Origin of the sequence: Anoxybacillus eryuanensis (assembly GCF_051200995.1) — a bacterium.
Classification (GTDB): domain Bacteria; phylum Bacillota; class Bacilli; order Bacillales; family Anoxybacillaceae; genus Anoxybacillus; species Anoxybacillus tengchongensis.
Genome location: NZ_JBPODS010000010.1, coordinates 24,991 through 40,568, shown reverse-complemented (window position 1 = coordinate 40,568; position 15,578 = coordinate 24,991). Strand labels below are relative to the sequence as shown.

Sequence of the window (15,578 nt, the reverse complement as noted above, 5' to 3'; positions counted from 1 at the left end):
GAGAGGTGAGAGGAATGATGGTTCAGTTTTTACACACATTAATGAATTACCATTTAGATAAAGAAGAAGAAATACTTATTCGTTATTTATATGTATTGCACATCGGAAAGGAATGGGATAGAGAAAAGAAAGAGACAAAAGATGATTGGCGACACCAATTTGAGAAAATGAATATATATAAAGAAGCATGGTTTGCATCTGAACATGCGACGGAGCGAGAAGTGTTTCGTCTATTGTTATGTAAATGTTTAAAACAGTTGCATAAACAGTTATCACATATTTGCGCTCATAACGGACAAGCCCTATAATGAATGGTTAGAATAGCTTATTGGCAGAAGGGAGATCGTTATGGGGCTTTTTCTTTATTTATTATTTATGATCGTGGTCGGGGCATTTATTGGAGGAATGACAAATTCTCTTGCGATTAAAATGCTCTTTCGACCGTATCGTCCAATTTATATCGCAGGAAAAAGACTACCGTTTACGCCCGGGCTTATTCCAAAGCGAAGAGAGGAACTAGCGGAGCAACTTGGGCGCATGGTTGTGGAACATTTATTAACAGCCGAAGGATTGCGTCGAAAATTAAACGATCAATCGTTCGTTCAAGATATGACGAACTATGTACAAGAAGAAGTAGAAAAATGGCTGCAATCAGATCGGACTGTTAAACAATGGCTTGAGCAGTTCGGTTTGAGCTATCCTGAACAAATTGTGGAAACATGGATAGAAGCAAAATATAAAACGTTGATGTCGCAATATCGGCAACGTCCGCTTGATGAAATCATTCCAAGTGAGTTATTGCAAAAAGTAGATCATGCTATTCCTTCTATCGTCGATCGTTTATTGCTCCGTTTGCGCACGTATGTAGAGAGCGAGCAAGGAGAGCGTCAAATTGAACATATGATCAATGAATTTTTACAAAGTCGCGGCATGCTTGGTAATATGCTTCAAATGTTTCTTGGTAACGTTAGTTTGGCGGAAAAAATTCGCCCGGAAATCGTGAAATTTTTACAAAGCGATGGGGCGAAACAACTGCTTGTACAACTATTCAACAACGAATGGGAAAAAGTGAAGAAGATGCGCATACATGAGGTGGAGCAAATCATCGATCAAGAAAAAGTTGTCGCATGGGTGAAACGGTTTACAGTAGCAATTGTACAAGAGCCACTCCAAAAACCGCTTGGTGTACTTGTTGCCCCTTATGTACGTGACTCATTGCCGACGTTCGTTCGTTTTCTTTTACAATTTGCTTCCGAACGCATCGAGCAATGGATGAAACGCCTTCATTTGCAAGATGTCGTGCGTGAAGAAGTCGCATCGTTTTCAGTTGAACGGCTGGAGGAAATGATTTTAACGATTTCGCGTCGTGAATTTAAAATGATTACATATTTAGGTGCTTTGTTAGGTGGGATTATCGGGCTCGTTCAAGGTTGTATCACGTTTTTCGTTCAACTGTAGACATATAGTGGCCGTTTCGCTCATAGTGTAAAAAGAAAGGGAAAATGAGAGGAGCGTGTCCCATGGACGTCCTTCAAGCTATTTATGAACTTTCGGAAGCGATCCGTACAAGCGAACCATTTGCAGAGCTTCGTCGCGCGTATGAGCAAGTGCAGCGCGATCCGACTGCGCACCAATTATTTGCTAGATTTCGTACGTTACAAAAACAATTGCAACAAAAGCAAATAAGTGGATTGCCAGTAAGCGATGCGGATATGGAGTTGCTCCAACAACATTTGCACGTCATTGAGATGAATGAAAACATAGCACGACTCATTCATGCCGAAGAACGTTTAAACGAGTTGTTCGCCCAAGCGATGACTGCAATGATTCAGCCAATTGAACAGCTATATGACGGACACTCATAAAAATGGGTGTTCTTTTTTTTATACCCTTGTCATACGTATGAATGAAGCCACGACATCGAGGGGGGACGTTCATGTATAAATTACTTGCACTAAATATTGATGGAACATTATTAAAACAAAATGGGAAATTAGAGAAAAAAACGAAAGAAGCAATCGACTTTGTGAAGAAAAAGGATGTATATATTACGTTGCTCACGTCAAGAAACTTTTTATCAGCGAAAAAAGTAGCGAAAGCGCTGAAGTTAGATTCATATTTAGTGACGTTTCAAGGGGCGCTCGTTGCGAAATCATTAGAAGAAAAGTTATATGAGTCGGTTATTCCAGCACAAAAAACGTTCGATATTGTACACGTGCTTGAGCATTTCAACTGCAACGTTCGGTTGCTTCACGAACGGTATTCGATCGGAAATCGCAAAAAAATAAAAAACAACATGATTGCGAAAACGATTTTAGGGGATCCATTTTTTTATCCAGCACAATTTGTTGACTCGTTAAGTGATGTGTTGCGCGATGATCCGATTGATGTAATGAAAATCGATGTGTTTTACTCAAATGAAGACGAATGTGATGAAATTGTTGAAACGATCGAGGGTGCGTTTCCGGATGTTTCTCTCAGCGTTAGTGATGGAAAAATCGAATTACTGCCAAAAAACGTTTCAAAACTAAACGGGTTAATTCGTCTCGGAAACGAACTCGGCATTTCATTAAAAGAAATGGTCGTTATCGGAGATCATTTGGATGATATGCCAGCTATTGAAGCAGCTGGGCTTGGTGTTGCAATGGGCAATGCTCCGAAAGAAGTCAAAGCTATTGCCGATTGGGTGACACGTTCAAACGAACAACTGGGTGTCGCATACATGATTAAAGAACATTTCCGCAAACAACATCGTCCTCAGTTTTTACGGCAAATTCGTACAATAGAGAAAAAATAATTTCCGTTTCTTGACGAGCTTTTCGCTTCTTCTGTACACTTAAGTGAGTTTAATATTTTGAGGCGAAAGGTGATTTCATTGCGTATTGACATTTGCGGACTTGATCGAGTTGAACGTTTTCAACGCTCACTTGAGGTCATTACCGGTTTATTTTTTGAAGAGCAAACGCTCTCTTTCGTATCGACAGAAGAAGCAAACGTGCGTGTGAAGATTGCTGTACATGAGAACGAGCAGCTCGTCGTTGTTGGTACGTTGCAAGATGAACACGGTGGCACGTATGAAGCTCGTTACGAACGATTGTGGAAAACAGAAGAAGAAAAAGGGCGCATGAAGCAAATGAAACATGCGGTTTCATATATATATTTATCACTTATGCAGCAATATACAAATTCCATTCAAAAATGGGGTATTTTGACAGGTGTTCGTCCGGTGAAGTTACTCCATCAAAAATTGCGCTCCGGCTTAACAAAAGAAGAAGCACATCGTCAGTTGCGCGAAGATTATTTAGTGACGGATGAAAAAATTCAGCTCATGCAACAAATTGTTGATCGTCAGTTGGCGGTCGTGCCAGATCTTTACGATTTATCGAACGAAGTAAGCATTTATATCGGCATTCCGTTTTGTCCGACGAAATGTGCATATTGCACATTCCCAGCCTATGCGATTCAAGGAAAACAAGGATCCGTTGATGCGTTTTTGTTTGGATTGCATTACGAAATGGAGCAAATTGGCCGATTTTTGAAAGAGCGCAACATTCCGATTACGACAATTTATTATGGTGGCGGCACACCAACGAGCATTACGGCAGAGGAAATGGATGCATTATATGCGCACATGTATCGCGTGTTCCCAAACGTTGAGCACGTACGTGAAATTACAGTCGAAGCAGGAAGACCAGATACAATTACATCGGAGAAACTTGCGGTGTTGAAAAAATGGAAGATCGACCGTATTAGCATTAACCCGCAGTCATATATTCAAGAAACGTTGCGAGCGATTGGACGCCATCATACGGTTGAAGAGACGATTGAAAAATTTCATCTCGCTCGCGAGGCTGGGATGAACAATATTAATATGGACTTAATTATCGGCTTACCTGGAGAAGGTGTTGAGCAGTTTCATTATACGCTTGCACAAACGGAAAAGCTGATGCCGGAGTCGTTAACGGTGCATACGTTGTCGTTTAAGCGTGCGTCTGAGATGACGAAAAATAAAGAAAATTATAAAGTGGCGGATCGTGATGAAATTAATGAAATGATGAAGCGAGCGGAACAGTGGACGAGAGAAAAAGGTTATGTGCCGTATTATTTATATCGCCAAAAAAATATTCTCGGCAATTTAGAAAACGTCGGTTACGCTTTACCAGGTCAAGAAAGCATTTATAACATTATGATTATGGAAGAGCAACAGTCAATTATCGGGTTAGGATGTGGGGCATCGAGCAAATTTGTGCATCCAGAAACAAAAGCGATTACGCATTTTGCTAACCCGAAAGAGCCGAAAGCGTATAACGAAAACTACGAACATTACACGAACGAAAAGTTAAAAATGATGGAACAATTATTTTAGCCCCGAGACGATCGGGGCTTTATCGATGGAACAAAATGAGTTTGCCGCTCGATGTTGTACAGCGATGCGTTTTATGTTCAAACTGTTTTTCTTTTAGTTTTTGTTCGCCGATTCGTTTTGCTTCTTCATCGCTTGCGGCAGTAAATGTTTCATCGAGCAGTTTTTCACCAGTCTTTTCAAAAACAGTAAGCGTATATGTTTTCATCTTCCCAACCCCTTTCTTTCGCATATATTCGCTCCTTCATAAGCATTTCCTTCTTTTATACGTCTATTTTTTCGCTTGTCTGCATATGTGTAAAGTAAGACAAGCTTAAAGGAGGATGCACATGCTTATCACATTGCTTCTTGCAGGTATTATGATTAGCGGATATATGGCCATTCGCACAGCAAGAGAAGAAAAGAAAATAGATGAAAAGTTGTTAGAAAAAGAAGGGGAAGTGTATATGGAACGTATTCGGCAAGCGCGCGAACAACGACAAAAGGCCTTGGAATAAACAAGGTCTTTTCTTTTTTTAAAAATTCACAAAAAATTTTCTTCATTTTTTTGTGTTTCATGTTAGGATATATATTATTACATGACATGAGGGGGAGAAAAGCGTGAAACGAGCGTACAATTTTAATGCAGGGCCTTCTGCTTTGCCGCTTGCTGTTTTAGAGCGAGCACAAAAAGAATTGCTCAACTTTCAACAAACAGGTATGTCTGTCATGGAGTTAAGCCATCGAAGTAAAGAATATGATGCGGTTCATGAGCGTGCGGAGATGTTGTTGCGCAAACTCATGAACATTCCAGACACGCATGATGTGCTTTTTTTACAAGGGGGAGCGAGTTTGCAGTTTTCGATGGTACCGATGAACTTGTTGAAAGAAGGGGAAGTCGGCAATTACGTGTTAACAGACTCATGGTCGGATAAGGCGATGAAAGAGGCGAAAAAAGTAGGGGCAACGCACGTCGCAGCTTCGTCGAAAGAAGAAAAGTATACATATATTCCGACGAATATCGAATTGTCTGAACGTCCTGCGTATTTGCACATTACGTCAAACAATACGATTGCAGGGACACAATGGCGCGAATTTCCGAATGTGTCTGTCGATTTAATTGCGGATATGTCGAGTGATATTTTAAGCCGTGACATTGATGTGAGTCGTTTTGCCCTTATTTATGCGGGGGCGCAGAAAAATTTAGGTCCTTCAGGTGTGACGGTTGTCATCATTCGTAAAGATTTGCTAGCGAAAGGGGACGATCGTTTGCCGACGATGTTAAACTATCGCACATATAGCGAAAGCCGTTCGTTATACAACACCCCGCCAACATTTGCGATTTATATGTTATCGCTCGTGCTCGAATGGGTAGAAGAACAAGGCGGCGTTCAAGTAATCGAAAAGAAAAATGCGGAAAAAGCTGCCCTGTTGTACCGTTGTATTGATGAAAGTGAAGGTTTTTACAAAGGGCATGCAAAAAAAGAAAGCCGTTCGCATATGAATGTCACGTTTACATTGCCGAATGAAGAGCTCACAAAGAAGTTTTTAGCAGAAGCAAAAGAAAAGGGATTGATCGGGCTAGCGGGTCATCGTTCTGTTGGTGGTTGTCGGGCATCCATTTACAACGCAGTTGATATGGAAGCGTGTGAAGCACTTGTACAGTTTATGGAAACGTTCCGAAAAAATATTTTTTGAAAATTTTTATTTTACCTTGGTGCTTTAAAGTGCTATAATGTTGTTAGACTTGTTTACAAGCTGAGAAGAGAAAAGAATGAGACGAGGAGAGATGAGAAATGAATACGAGGACGTTAGTATTATTGTCGCTTTTTGTAGGCATTGGTGCGGTGTTGCATGCGGTCATTCCGGGGTTTTTCTTCGGGATGAAGCCGGATATGATGTTAACGATGATGTTTTTAGGCATTATGCTCTTTCCGAACAAAACAGCGGTTATTTTGTTAGCTATTTCCACAGGTATTATTTCTGGCGTGACGACGAGTTTTCCGGGAGGATTTATCCCGAACGTCGTTGATAAAGTCGTGACAGCGACACTCTTTTTTGGATTGTTTACGTTACTAAAGGCGAAAGCGACGCCATTGAAAGCGGCATTGCTGACTGCTGTAGGTACGTTCATTTCAGGAGCAACGTTTTTAGCTGTTGCGCTGACCGTTGTTGGTTTGCCAGGGGGAGCAACGTTTAGTGGACTGTTCGTCGCTGTTGTCATTCCGACAGCGTTGGTCAATACGATTGCAATGATCGTCATCTACCCGATCATACAATCGCTGATGAGACGAACATATACCGTTCCACAACAATAATAAAAAAACCCGATCGTTTATGGTCGGGTTTTCCTTATATCGTTCTTACTGCATACGCATGAGCAAAAGGGTAACAGCGATAAAAAAAATGGTAAGGCTTCCAAACACGCTCATGCGCTGTTTTAACACTTTTTTCGGTGGATACATGCGCGCTTTATTCAACATAGAAAACGTGGCAATCGTCAAATATAAAAAAATTAACCCAATCGTCGCCGTCGCGATGATCATGTTTGTTCCTCCTAGTTTGAAAAGTGGTATATTTAAATTTATTAAAAAATTCTAACATTTAATACTTTATTATTTATTGTTTTACTGGCATAATAAAAGATAAAAAGAAGGAAATATGAAAAAGTGGGTGGAGAGATGAAAAGCACGGAACGACATTATTCTGTTAAAGAGGCGATGTTATTTAGTCAAAGAGTTGCCCAATTAAGCAAAGCATTATGGAAATCAATCGAAAAAGATTGGCAACAATGGATTAAACCGTTTGACTTAAACATTAACGAGCATCATATTTTATGGATTGCATACCATTTAAAAGGGGCTTCCATTTCTGAAATCGCCAAGTTTGGTGTCATGCACGTATCGACAGCATTTAATTTTTCAAAAAAATTAGAGGAACGGGGATTGTTGTCATTTTCGAAAAAAGAAGATGATAAGCGAAATACGTACATTGAACTGACAGAAAAAGGAGAAGAGATTTTATTAAAATTAATGGAGTCGTATGATCCAAAACGAACATCCGTTCTTCAAGGTATTCAGCCGTTATATGAATTGTACGGTAAATTTCCAGAAATGTTAGAAATGATGTGTATGATCCGAAATGTGTACGGAGACGATTTTATGGAAATTTTTGAGCGTTCTTTTCAAAACATTGAACAAGAGTTTATTGAAGAAAATGGGAAGTTAAAAAAGAAAGATGAGCAAAAAGAAGAAGTAGCTTCATTCGTTGAACGTATGTAATAAGCGCTGAAACTCTGTCATAAGCGGAACGAATAGCTGTTGTTGTTTTAACGCGTCAATCGTCTCGGCAAGTGGAAGGTTCGGATGAAGCGCACTCGCAAACTGTGTAAAAAGCGAGGTGAAGATGACGAAACCTTCCTCTTTTTGTTGTTTATATTGCTCGCTTAATTGTTCACAAAGGTGCAATATACTTTCCACTTCTTCTTTTGTCAAGCCGTAACGAATGACAAGCGCGTGAAATGGCTTTTTTTCCGGTGTAATCATGTCCAACATGAGTGAACAATAATATTCGAGTTTTTCAATGCGTTGTTCAATGCCCATCTTTCGAAACTCCTTTAATGTACTTATGTGTATTATTTTACAGGAATAGTTGTATAAATGAAATGTCCATTATTGATTTATCGAAAAAATCGTTGTAAAGTAGGGGAGTAAATACATAAAACTAGGAGGGGACCGGTTTGGCGCTTTATTTTATACCCCTTGCGACCGTTGTACTTTTCATTATTAATCAGCTAACAAATGCTCTTTGTATTCAAAAAGAAATTCCAGAAGAGAAACAGCCAAAAGTATTTCGTACAATTAATGTCCTTATTACCATTTTACTTATTTCTTCCTACATCGAAGTGTTGTTTGCGTAAAAAAGCTGACAGCGTCCCTGTCAGCTTTCTTTCGTTTAGTATAACCAAGCGGCACCAACAATAATTAATAAAATAAACAACACAACGATTAACGCAAATCCGTTTGCATATCCTACTCCTGCACCCATAGACGACACCTCCTTTCGTATATGAAGGCGTTGCGACGCTTTGACAATGTATTGTATGTCACTAGAGGTTAAATGGTATGGGCGCATACGTGCTTTATTTTAGCTTTCGGAAAAAATATGGTATAGTATGTCTTGTGTACATTTATAGATAGGAGTTGTGGGAGAATGAAAAAATGGACAGTTGCCATGTCGGCAGCAGCGATGCTTGCGCTTTCGGCTTGTAATAACGGATCGGACGTTGTCGTCGAAACGAAGGAAGGCAACATTACAAAAGAAGAATTGTATAACGAAATGAAAGAACGTTACGGCAAAGACGTCTTACGCGATCTCGTACATGAGAAAGTGTTAAGTAAAAAATTTAAAGTAACGGATGAAGAGCTAAATAAGGAAATCGAGAATTTAAAAGAGATGTATGGTGTTCAATATGATTTAGCGGTGCAACAAAATGGAGAAGAAGCCATTCGAGATATGGTAAAACTTGATTTGTTGCGCCAAAAAGCAGCGATGGAAGATATTAAAGTGTCAGATGAAGAGTTGAAAAAATATTACAATGAATATAAGCCGAAAGTAAAAGCGAGTCACATTTTAGTCGAAGATGAAAAGACAGCAAAAGAAATTAAAGCGAAGCTAGAAAAAGGGGAAGATTTCGCGAAATTAGCCAAAGAATATTCGAAAGATACAGGTTCGGCACAAAAAGGTGGGGATTTGGGCTGGTTCGGACCTGGAAAAATGGTCGAAGAGTTTGAAAAGGCAGCGTATGCGTTAAACGTTGGTGAAATTAGTGATCCAGTGAAAACACAATTTGGTTACCATATTATTAAAGTAACAGATAAAGAAAAGAAAAAGTCATTTGACGAAATGAAAGAAGAAATTGAATATGAAGTAAAGAAAAGCAAGCTCGATACATCGAAAGTACAATCAAAGTTAGATCAGCTGATGAAAGACGCAAATGTAGACATTAAAGACAAATCGTTAAAAGATGCGTTAAAGAGCGAGTAATGATGAAAGAAGGTGCCCAACGTGGACACCTTCTTTTTATAACGATTGTTTGATTTGTGCAGCAATGTGTTGCAACTCATCAAACGTATAGTCGCTTTGATGTGATTTCCATACGGCTCCAAATCCATCCCCTTTACCATATCGTGGAATAATGTGCATGTGATAATGGAACACCGTTTGGCCTGCAATTTCTCCGTTATTGCTTAAAATATTGACACCTTCTGGTGAAAACTGTTCGCGAATCGCCTGAGCGATTGTAGGAACAACTTCAAATACACGTTGAGCTATTTCCGGTGTTAACTCGTAAATGTTTTCTTTATGTACTTTCGGTACGACAAGCGTATGTCCTTTCGTCACTTGACTAATGTCTAAAAAGGCGATGACATGGTCATTTTCAAATACTTTTGCACAAGGAATGTCCCCGTTTATAATTTTACAAAAAATACAGTCGCTCATGATGACGCCACCTTTCTTTCCATTTTGTCTTTATTTTACCACACGATTGTCGTTTCGGAAAACGGAAAGAGCAGGATGCGCATCGCATCCTGCCCATTGAAGAGGGAGCTTCATGATTACGTGTCTTTTGGGAACACCTCATTTACGAGTAGAGTCAGTTACGCGTTTGTGAGTATGACGTTGTTCAAGATGACCATCCCCTTTTCAGGGAGTGTTTTCGTTGTTACAGGCTAGCTAATGTGCGGCCCGTAGACACCTCATTTCATTGTGTTCTTGAACTTGCTTTGTTGCTCACTGCGACTTACTACTTGTTTGTCCCTCTTCGCTACTTATCATAACCCGTTTTTCTTTTCGTTATTCATTTGTTAAAATAAAAAATAATCATATACGAAAGGGAAGCGATGATGGCACTATTACAAGTCCAACACATATTTGGAGGTTATACGAAGCAAAACATTTTAGATGACGTATCGTTTACCGTACATGAAGGGGAGGTTGTTGCATTAATCGGGTTAAATGGAGCAGGAAAAAGCACGACGATTAAACATATTATCGGATTGATGCAACCGCGCAAAGGGACAATTACGATGAACGGAATGACGTTTGGAGACGACCCAACACAATATCGTGCACAATTTACATACATTCCAGAAATGCCTGCTTTGTACGAAGAATTAACGCTAGAAGAACATTTGCGCCTGACCGCCATGGCGTACGGTGTAAGTGATGAGGAATATGAACAACGTGTGCCTAAATTGCTGAAGGCGTTTCGGCTTGAGAAAAAATTAGGTGCGTTCCCTGCTTTTTTTTCAAAAGGAATGAAACAAAAAGTGATGATTATGTGCGCTTTTTTAGTGGACGTTCCGCTTTACATTATTGATGAACCGTTTGTTGGATTAGACCCACTCGCCATTCAAGCCTTGCTTCGTCTTATTGATGAACGAAGAAAGCAAGGAGCGGGCGTTTTGATGTCGACGCACATTTTAGCGACAGCAGAACGATATTGCGATTCGTTTGTCATTTTGCATAATGGGCAAGTGAAAGCGGCGGGATCATTACCGATGCTTCAAGAACAGCTACATATGCCTCATGCAACGCTGGATGATATATATATCGAATTAACGAAGGAAGAGACGAACGATGATTGATGGAAAACAGTTATGGAAAAAGCGGTTTATTGCTTATGTAGCAGAAGTGAGACGATATGGTCGATATATGTTTAATGACCATTTATTGCTTGTCTTGTTTATTGGGATAGGAGTAGGGGCTGTTGTTTATAAGCGGGCGGTCGATGAACTCATATCGTTCCCTTATACTGTAATCGCTTCGTTTATATTTGCTTTATTTAGCACACAAAGCGGGGTGCGTACGTTATTAAAGGAAGCGGATGCGGTGTTCCTTCTTCCATTAGAGCAACAGCTTCGTCCGTATTTTTGGCGCGCAAGCATATATAGCTTTTTCGTTCATTTGTATGTTTCCTTCATTGTATTTGTTATGTTTCTTCCACTCCATTTAAAGTTTTCGGAGCAGTCACCTTTGGTTGTCATCATTGCGGCGATGGCGTTAAAAGGGTGGAATATGTTCATTCAATGGAATGAAGATGCTCGAATAGGGCGCCATCTCTTTCCTTTGTTCGTTCGTTTTTTCATGAACGTGTTGTTTTTTTATTTCTTACTTGTGAAGCAATACGGATTTATGGCCGTCATTATTTTACTTATGATTGTTATTGCGTTACATGTAGAGCGTAGAGGAAAAAAAGTTGGACTTCAATGGGAACAGTTGCTTGCCGACGAACGGCGACGAATGCAAACATTTTATCGGCTCGTTCACGCGTTTGTTGATGTTCCTCACATGAAACATACGGTAAAAAAACGGACGTTGCTTCGTTTCGTTTTCCATTTGCTCGATCGTTGGCATATGCGACCGTATACGTATTTGTATGTGCGCACATTTTTTCGTGCGGGCGACTATTTTGGTTTGTTCGTTCGCTTGACAACAATCGGCAGTGTCTTCATTTTCATGTTGCCTCGCGGTGTGGAGTGGTTTGCCCTTTTATGTTCGTATGCGACAGCCGTTCAATTACTTTCGCTTCGTTCATACCACCGAGGGCATCCACTGCTCTTCCTTTATCCGTTGTCATCCGTTGAGGCGCATCGGTCATTTATGCGTGTGTTATTTACTATTGGAATGAACCAGGCGCTTATTTTTGCTATCGTTGCATATATAGCTCATGGTGTGTTCCCTATGCTACTGACGCTTTCCATTGTTTTAGCATGTTACATAGCGATGATATTTTATGCAGGAAAAAAACAAGAAGCGGCTTGAACCGCTTCTTTCATTTTTCCATATATTGAATGGCTGCAAGACCGAGCGTTTTCGCCGCGATAAGCATTGCGCGTTCATCAAAATCAAATTTCGGATGATGATGCGGAAAGGCAGCGGTTGTCATTTTTGCTTTTGCCCCTGTAAAGAAAAACGTTCCTTTGACATGTTGTAAATAATAAGCGAAATCTTCACCGCCCATATGAGGAGGAATTTCGACGACATGGGTGACTTCTTCGATTTCACGAGCGATGGAGACGAGAAATTTCGTTTCTTCTTCATGGTTGACAACAGGTGGATAGCCGCGCATATATGTGTATTGGTATGTACAACCGTTGGCGATACATGTACCTTTAACAATTTGCTCAATTTCTCGTTCAATGTCGTCACGTACTTGTTCCGAAAACGTCCGTACCGTCCCGACTAATGTAGCACGATCGGCAATGACGTTAAATGCATTGTCGGAAACGAATGAGCCAATGGAAACAACAGCAGGTTCAAGCGGATTGACGCGACGGCTGACGATTTGTTGTAAATGTAACACTAGCTGTGATGCCGTAACGATCGCATCTTTTGTTTTGTGTGGCTCTGCTCCGTGGCCACCAGAACCTTGAATGATAATTTGAAAGCGGTCTGCCGCTGCCATGATCGGTCCCATACGATATTGAATGACGCCTGTCGGCTCTGTTGCCCATAAATGTGTGCCGAAAATTGCATCCACTCCTTCTAAACAACCATCTTCAATCATCGCTTTTGCCCCACCCGGCGCATATTCTTCTGCATGTTGATGAATGCAAACGATCGTGCCGCACCAATGTTCGCGTAATTCATAAAGCGCTTTGGCAAGAACAAGTAGTGTGGCAGTATGACCATCGTGTCCACACGCGTGCATGACACCCGGCATTGTTGATTTATATGGCACATCTTTTTCATCTTGGATCGGAAGAGCATCAAAATCCGCTCGAAGCGCAACTGTTTTTCCGCCTGGTTGACCTTGAATCGTTGCAACTACCCCGTTTCCTCCGACATTTGTTCGCACAGGAATGCCAAGCTGTTCGTAGTAATTTGCAATATACGTTGCTGTTTTATACTCTTGAAACGACAGTTCAGGATATTGATGCAAATGGCGACGAATCGTAACCATTTCGTTGTAATATTCGTCAAGCTTTGCAAATAGTAATGTTTTCACACGCACCGCTCCTTCTGTTTTTTACCATTATACCATCGTTGACAAATCATCGAAAACGGGTTAATATACCCATATACGTATTTAGGAGGAGAATATATGGGCACATGGATCAATGTTGTTCTAATTATTTTGCTTATTTATTTTGTAGCAACAAAAATGTTACCAACAAAAGGTGTAGAACATATTACACCAGATGAGTTAAAAGAAAAATTAAAACAAACGAAAGACCGTCAATTTATTGATGTACGCACACCAGCGGAATATCGTGCGCGCAACATTCGCCAATTTAAAAACATTCCGCTTCATCAATTGGCTGATAAACTACATGAACTCGACCGTGAGAAAGAGACGATCGTTATTTGTCAAAGTGGTATGCGCAGCAATCAAGCAGCTAAAATATTAGCGAAAAATGGATTTAAACGTGTCGTCAACGTGCGTGGCGGCATGAATGCTTGGAACGGGTAAAAGGCTGACAAAACGTCAGCCTTCTTTTATGACGGTGTATGTTGTCACATATGACGGGCGTGGAAAAATGGATCGTTGTTGATCGATTCCTTTTTCTGTGCCACGTTTTTCATGCGCTTTTTCGTAAGCTTTTGACTGTTGCCAACGACGAAAGGCGCTTTCATTTTCCCACATCGTCATAATGACGTACGTATCGCTTTTTAACGGACGTAACACGCGAATGGCGACGAACCCTGGTTCTTGTTCAATTAAGCGCGCCCGTTGTTGAAAACGATGTTCAAACAACGGTCTTCCTTCATCGGTGACAGGAATGTTATTGCAAACAACGAATGATCCATCTAATGGTCCGACCGCATCAAGTACTTCGTATGGACGGGGCTCATGAAAAATGCTTTTTCCTTCTGTTTCATGAATAAGCATGCCATGATCTTCATTGTATACAAGTAGCATATGTTCGTTTGCATACTGGCTACGCAATCGTTGCAAGTAGTCGATTGTGCCATTTGTCATAAATACGTACATCCATATCATCTCCTTCCATTCACTACTCATATTTTACCACTTTCTTTTCTTCTTGGCGATTTCATGAACGTTGCGTATTATTACTACCCAGACGGTGAAAAAATCGGTATAGTTGTGTTAGTGGAAACAAATGAGCAATTTCGCTACACTTATAATAGAAGCGATTACATAACGAGAAAGGATGGACATGATGATTAAAAACGATACATTTTTACGTGCCTGTCGCGGAGAAGCAACGGAATACGTCCCAGTGTGGTATATGAGACAAGCAGGGCGTTCGCAGCCAGAATATCGTGCGTTAAAAGAAAAATATTCACTTTTTGAAATTACACATCAGCCGGAGTTATGCGCATATGTAACACGTTTGCCTGTCGAACAATATAACGTCGATGCGGCCATTCTTTATAAAGATATTATGTCACCGCTTCCAGCAATCGGCGTCGATGTCGATATTAAAGCAGGCATTGGACCAGTAATTGACAATCCGATTCGTTCGCTTGCGGATGTCGAGCGTCTTGGGGAGATTGATCCAGAAAACGATGTGCCGTATGTGCTTGAAACGATTCGTCTATTGACGAAAGAGCAACTGACTGTTCCACTTATTGGTTTTGCTGGTGCGCCGTTTACTTTAGCAAGCTATATGATTGAAGGTGGACCGTCGAAAAACTATAATAAAACGAAAGCGTTCATGTATGCCGAGCCAAAAGCATGGTTTGCCCTGATGGATAAGCTAGCAGACATGACGATTCGCTACGTGAAAGCGCAAATTCGCGCTGGCGCAAGCGCCATTCAAATTTTCGATTCATGGGTTGGGGCGGTGAACGTCGCAGATTATCGTTATTTCATTAAACCGACGATGGAGCGTATTTTTACAGCGCTTCGCGACGAAAACGTTCCACTTATTATGTTCGGCGTTGGAGCAAGCCATTTAGCGAAAGAATGGCATGACTTACCGCTTGACGTTGTCGGCTTAGATTGGCGCTTATCGATTCGTGAAGCGCGCGAGATGGGGCTTACAAAAGCGTTACAAGGCAATTTAGATCCAGCTGTATTGCTCGCCCCATGGGAAGTCATTGAAGAACGCGTTAAACAAATTTTAGATGAAGGCATGGCGCATGAAGGTGGATACGTATTTAACTTAGGGCACGGCATTTTCCCACAAATCAAGCCGGAGACGTTAAAGCGACTTACAGCATTTATTCACGATTATTCAGCAAAAAGAAAAGGATGAATGAA

General features: G+C 40.7%; 22 protein-coding genes. 15 read left to right on the top strand and 7 right to left on the bottom strand.

Going from position 1 to position 15,578, the window contains the following annotated elements:
* The first annotated feature begins 17 nt into the window (after positions 1-17).
* From HNQ84_RS10195 to HNQ84_RS10175, 5 genes are all read left to right on the top strand, one after another.
* The gene (locus tag HNQ84_RS10195) at positions 18-308 is read left to right on the top strand and encodes a hypothetical protein (protein ID WP_435622044.1); all 291 of its coding nucleotides are present in this window, start codon (positions 18-20) and stop codon (positions 306-308) included.
* A 40-nt stretch (positions 309-348) separates the two neighbouring features.
* Positions 349-1,458 (top strand): DUF445 domain-containing protein, encoded by a 1,110-nt coding sequence (locus tag HNQ84_RS10190; RefSeq protein ID WP_435622043.1) that lies wholly within the window; start codon positions 349-351, stop codon positions 1,456-1,458.
* A gap of 62 nt (positions 1,459-1,520) precedes the next feature.
* A complete protein-coding gene (locus HNQ84_RS10185) occupies positions 1,521-1,865 on the top strand; it encodes a YlbF/YmcA family competence regulator (protein ID WP_435622042.1) in 345 nt (114 codons plus the stop codon).
* Positions 1,866-1,936: 71 nt separating this feature from the next.
* Positions 1,937-2,797, top strand: coding sequence for a Cof-type HAD-IIB family hydrolase (locus HNQ84_RS10180; RefSeq protein ID WP_183240673.1), 861 nt, complete (start codon positions 1,937-1,939; stop codon positions 2,795-2,797).
* A 69-nt stretch (positions 2,798-2,866) separates the two neighbouring features.
* Positions 2,867-4,366, top strand: coding sequence for a coproporphyrinogen III oxidase (locus tag HNQ84_RS10175; protein WP_435622041.1), 1,500 nt, complete (start codon positions 2,867-2,869; stop codon positions 4,364-4,366).
* Positions 4,367-4,385: 19 nt separating this feature from the next.
* On the opposite strand, the gene HNQ84_RS10170 is transcribed toward HNQ84_RS10175, so the two are convergent.
* Complete coding sequence (locus tag HNQ84_RS10170; RefSeq protein WP_183248355.1) at positions 4,386-4,571, bottom strand: YhzD family protein; 186 nt, start codon at positions 4,569-4,571, stop codon at positions 4,386-4,388.
* Between the two features lie 121 nt (positions 4,572-4,692).
* Here HNQ84_RS10170 and HNQ84_RS10165 point away from each other — a divergent pair, with 121 nt between their 5' ends.
* The 3 genes from HNQ84_RS10165 to HNQ84_RS10155 all read left to right on the top strand — a co-directional run bounded on the left by HNQ84_RS10165 (position 4,693) and on the right by HNQ84_RS10155 (position 6,660).
* On the top strand, positions 4,693-4,860 hold the full coding sequence (locus tag HNQ84_RS10165; protein WP_183248356.1) for a sporulation YhaL family protein: 168 nt from the start codon (positions 4,693-4,695) through the stop codon (positions 4,858-4,860).
* Between the two features lie 103 nt (positions 4,861-4,963).
* The gene (gene serC / locus HNQ84_RS10160; protein WP_435622040.1) at positions 4,964-6,040 is read left to right on the top strand and encodes a 3-phosphoserine/phosphohydroxythreonine transaminase; all 1,077 of its coding nucleotides are present in this window, start codon (positions 4,964-4,966) and stop codon (positions 6,038-6,040) included.
* Positions 6,041-6,138: 98 nt separating this feature from the next.
* Positions 6,139-6,660, top strand: a complete 522-nt coding sequence (locus HNQ84_RS10155; protein ID WP_435622039.1) for a tryptophan transporter — start codon at positions 6,139-6,141, stop codon at positions 6,658-6,660.
* Positions 6,661-6,705: 45 nt separating this feature from the next.
* On the opposite strand, the gene yhzF is transcribed toward HNQ84_RS10155, so the two are convergent.
* Positions 6,706-6,888 carry a membrane protein YhzF gene (yhzF, locus tag HNQ84_RS10150; RefSeq protein WP_435622038.1) on the bottom strand — a complete coding sequence of 61 codons (183 nt, stop codon included), beginning with the start codon at positions 6,886-6,888 and terminating at the stop codon, positions 6,706-6,708.
* A gap of 135 nt (positions 6,889-7,023) precedes the next feature.
* Here yhzF and HNQ84_RS10145 point away from each other — a divergent pair, with 135 nt between their 5' ends.
* Positions 7,024-7,623 carry an HTH-type transcriptional regulator Hpr gene (locus tag HNQ84_RS10145; protein ID WP_183240662.1) on the top strand — a complete coding sequence of 200 codons (600 nt, stop codon included), beginning with the start codon at positions 7,024-7,026 and terminating at the stop codon, positions 7,621-7,623.
* On the opposite strand, the gene HNQ84_RS10140 is transcribed toward HNQ84_RS10145, so the two are convergent.
* Entirely contained in the window at positions 7,603-7,944 is a 342-nt protein-coding gene (locus HNQ84_RS10140) for a YhaI family protein (RefSeq protein WP_435622037.1), read from the bottom strand. The genes HNQ84_RS10145 and HNQ84_RS10140 overlap by 21 nt on opposite strands.
* A gap of 137 nt (positions 7,945-8,081) precedes the next feature.
* Between HNQ84_RS10140 and HNQ84_RS10135 the strand changes: the two genes are divergently transcribed.
* Positions 8,082-8,261 (top strand): hypothetical protein, encoded by a 180-nt coding sequence (locus HNQ84_RS10135; RefSeq protein ID WP_032100882.1) that lies wholly within the window; start codon positions 8,082-8,084, stop codon positions 8,259-8,261.
* Positions 8,262-8,296: 35 nt separating this feature from the next.
* On the opposite strand, the gene HNQ84_RS10130 is transcribed toward HNQ84_RS10135, so the two are convergent.
* Positions 8,297-8,389: a YjcZ family sporulation protein gene (locus tag HNQ84_RS10130; protein ID WP_009362001.1), complete on the bottom strand. Its 93-nt coding sequence runs from the start codon at positions 8,387-8,389 to the stop codon at positions 8,297-8,299.
* A gap of 165 nt (positions 8,390-8,554) precedes the next feature.
* Between HNQ84_RS10130 and HNQ84_RS10125 the strand changes: the two genes are divergently transcribed.
* Entirely contained in the window at positions 8,555-9,388 is an 834-nt protein-coding gene (locus HNQ84_RS10125; protein ID WP_435622036.1) for a peptidylprolyl isomerase, read from the top strand.
* Positions 9,389-9,424: 36 nt separating this feature from the next.
* On the opposite strand, the gene HNQ84_RS10120 is transcribed toward HNQ84_RS10125, so the two are convergent.
* Positions 9,425-9,844, bottom strand: a complete 420-nt coding sequence (locus HNQ84_RS10120; RefSeq protein WP_435622035.1) for an HIT family protein — start codon at positions 9,842-9,844, stop codon at positions 9,425-9,427.
* A 401-nt stretch (positions 9,845-10,245) separates the two neighbouring features.
* Between HNQ84_RS10120 and HNQ84_RS10115 the strand changes: the two genes are divergently transcribed.
* Positions 10,246-10,992, top strand: a complete 747-nt coding sequence (locus HNQ84_RS10115; protein ID WP_435622034.1) for an ABC transporter ATP-binding protein — start codon at positions 10,246-10,248, stop codon at positions 10,990-10,992.
* A complete protein-coding gene (locus HNQ84_RS10110) occupies positions 10,985-12,169 on the top strand; it encodes an ABC transporter permease (RefSeq protein WP_435622033.1) in 1,185 nt (394 codons plus the stop codon). The genes HNQ84_RS10115 and HNQ84_RS10110 overlap by 8 nt, the downstream gene beginning before the upstream one ends.
* 10 nt (positions 12,170-12,179) lie before the next feature.
* Here HNQ84_RS10110 and HNQ84_RS10105 read toward each other — a convergent pair whose 3' ends face one another.
* Complete coding sequence (locus HNQ84_RS10105; RefSeq protein WP_435622032.1) at positions 12,180-13,355, bottom strand: M20 family metallopeptidase; 1,176 nt, start codon at positions 13,353-13,355, stop codon at positions 12,180-12,182.
* Positions 13,356-13,451: 96 nt separating this feature from the next.
* On the opposite strand from HNQ84_RS10105, the gene HNQ84_RS10100 reads away from it, so the two are divergent.
* Positions 13,452-13,820 carry a rhodanese-like domain-containing protein gene (locus tag HNQ84_RS10100; RefSeq protein ID WP_055440447.1) on the top strand — a complete coding sequence of 123 codons (369 nt, stop codon included), beginning with the start codon at positions 13,452-13,454 and terminating at the stop codon, positions 13,818-13,820.
* Between the two features lie 15 nt (positions 13,821-13,835).
* On the opposite strand, the gene HNQ84_RS10095 is transcribed toward HNQ84_RS10100, so the two are convergent.
* Entirely contained in the window at positions 13,836-14,342 is a 507-nt protein-coding gene (locus HNQ84_RS10095; RefSeq protein ID WP_435622031.1) for an antibiotic biosynthesis monooxygenase family protein, read from the bottom strand.
* A 181-nt stretch (positions 14,343-14,523) separates the two neighbouring features.
* Here HNQ84_RS10095 and hemE point away from each other — a divergent pair, with 181 nt between their 5' ends.
* Complete coding sequence (gene hemE / locus HNQ84_RS10090; protein WP_183248379.1) at positions 14,524-15,573, top strand: uroporphyrinogen decarboxylase; 1,050 nt, start codon at positions 14,524-14,526, stop codon at positions 15,571-15,573.
* Positions 15,574-15,578: the final 5 nt, after the last annotated feature.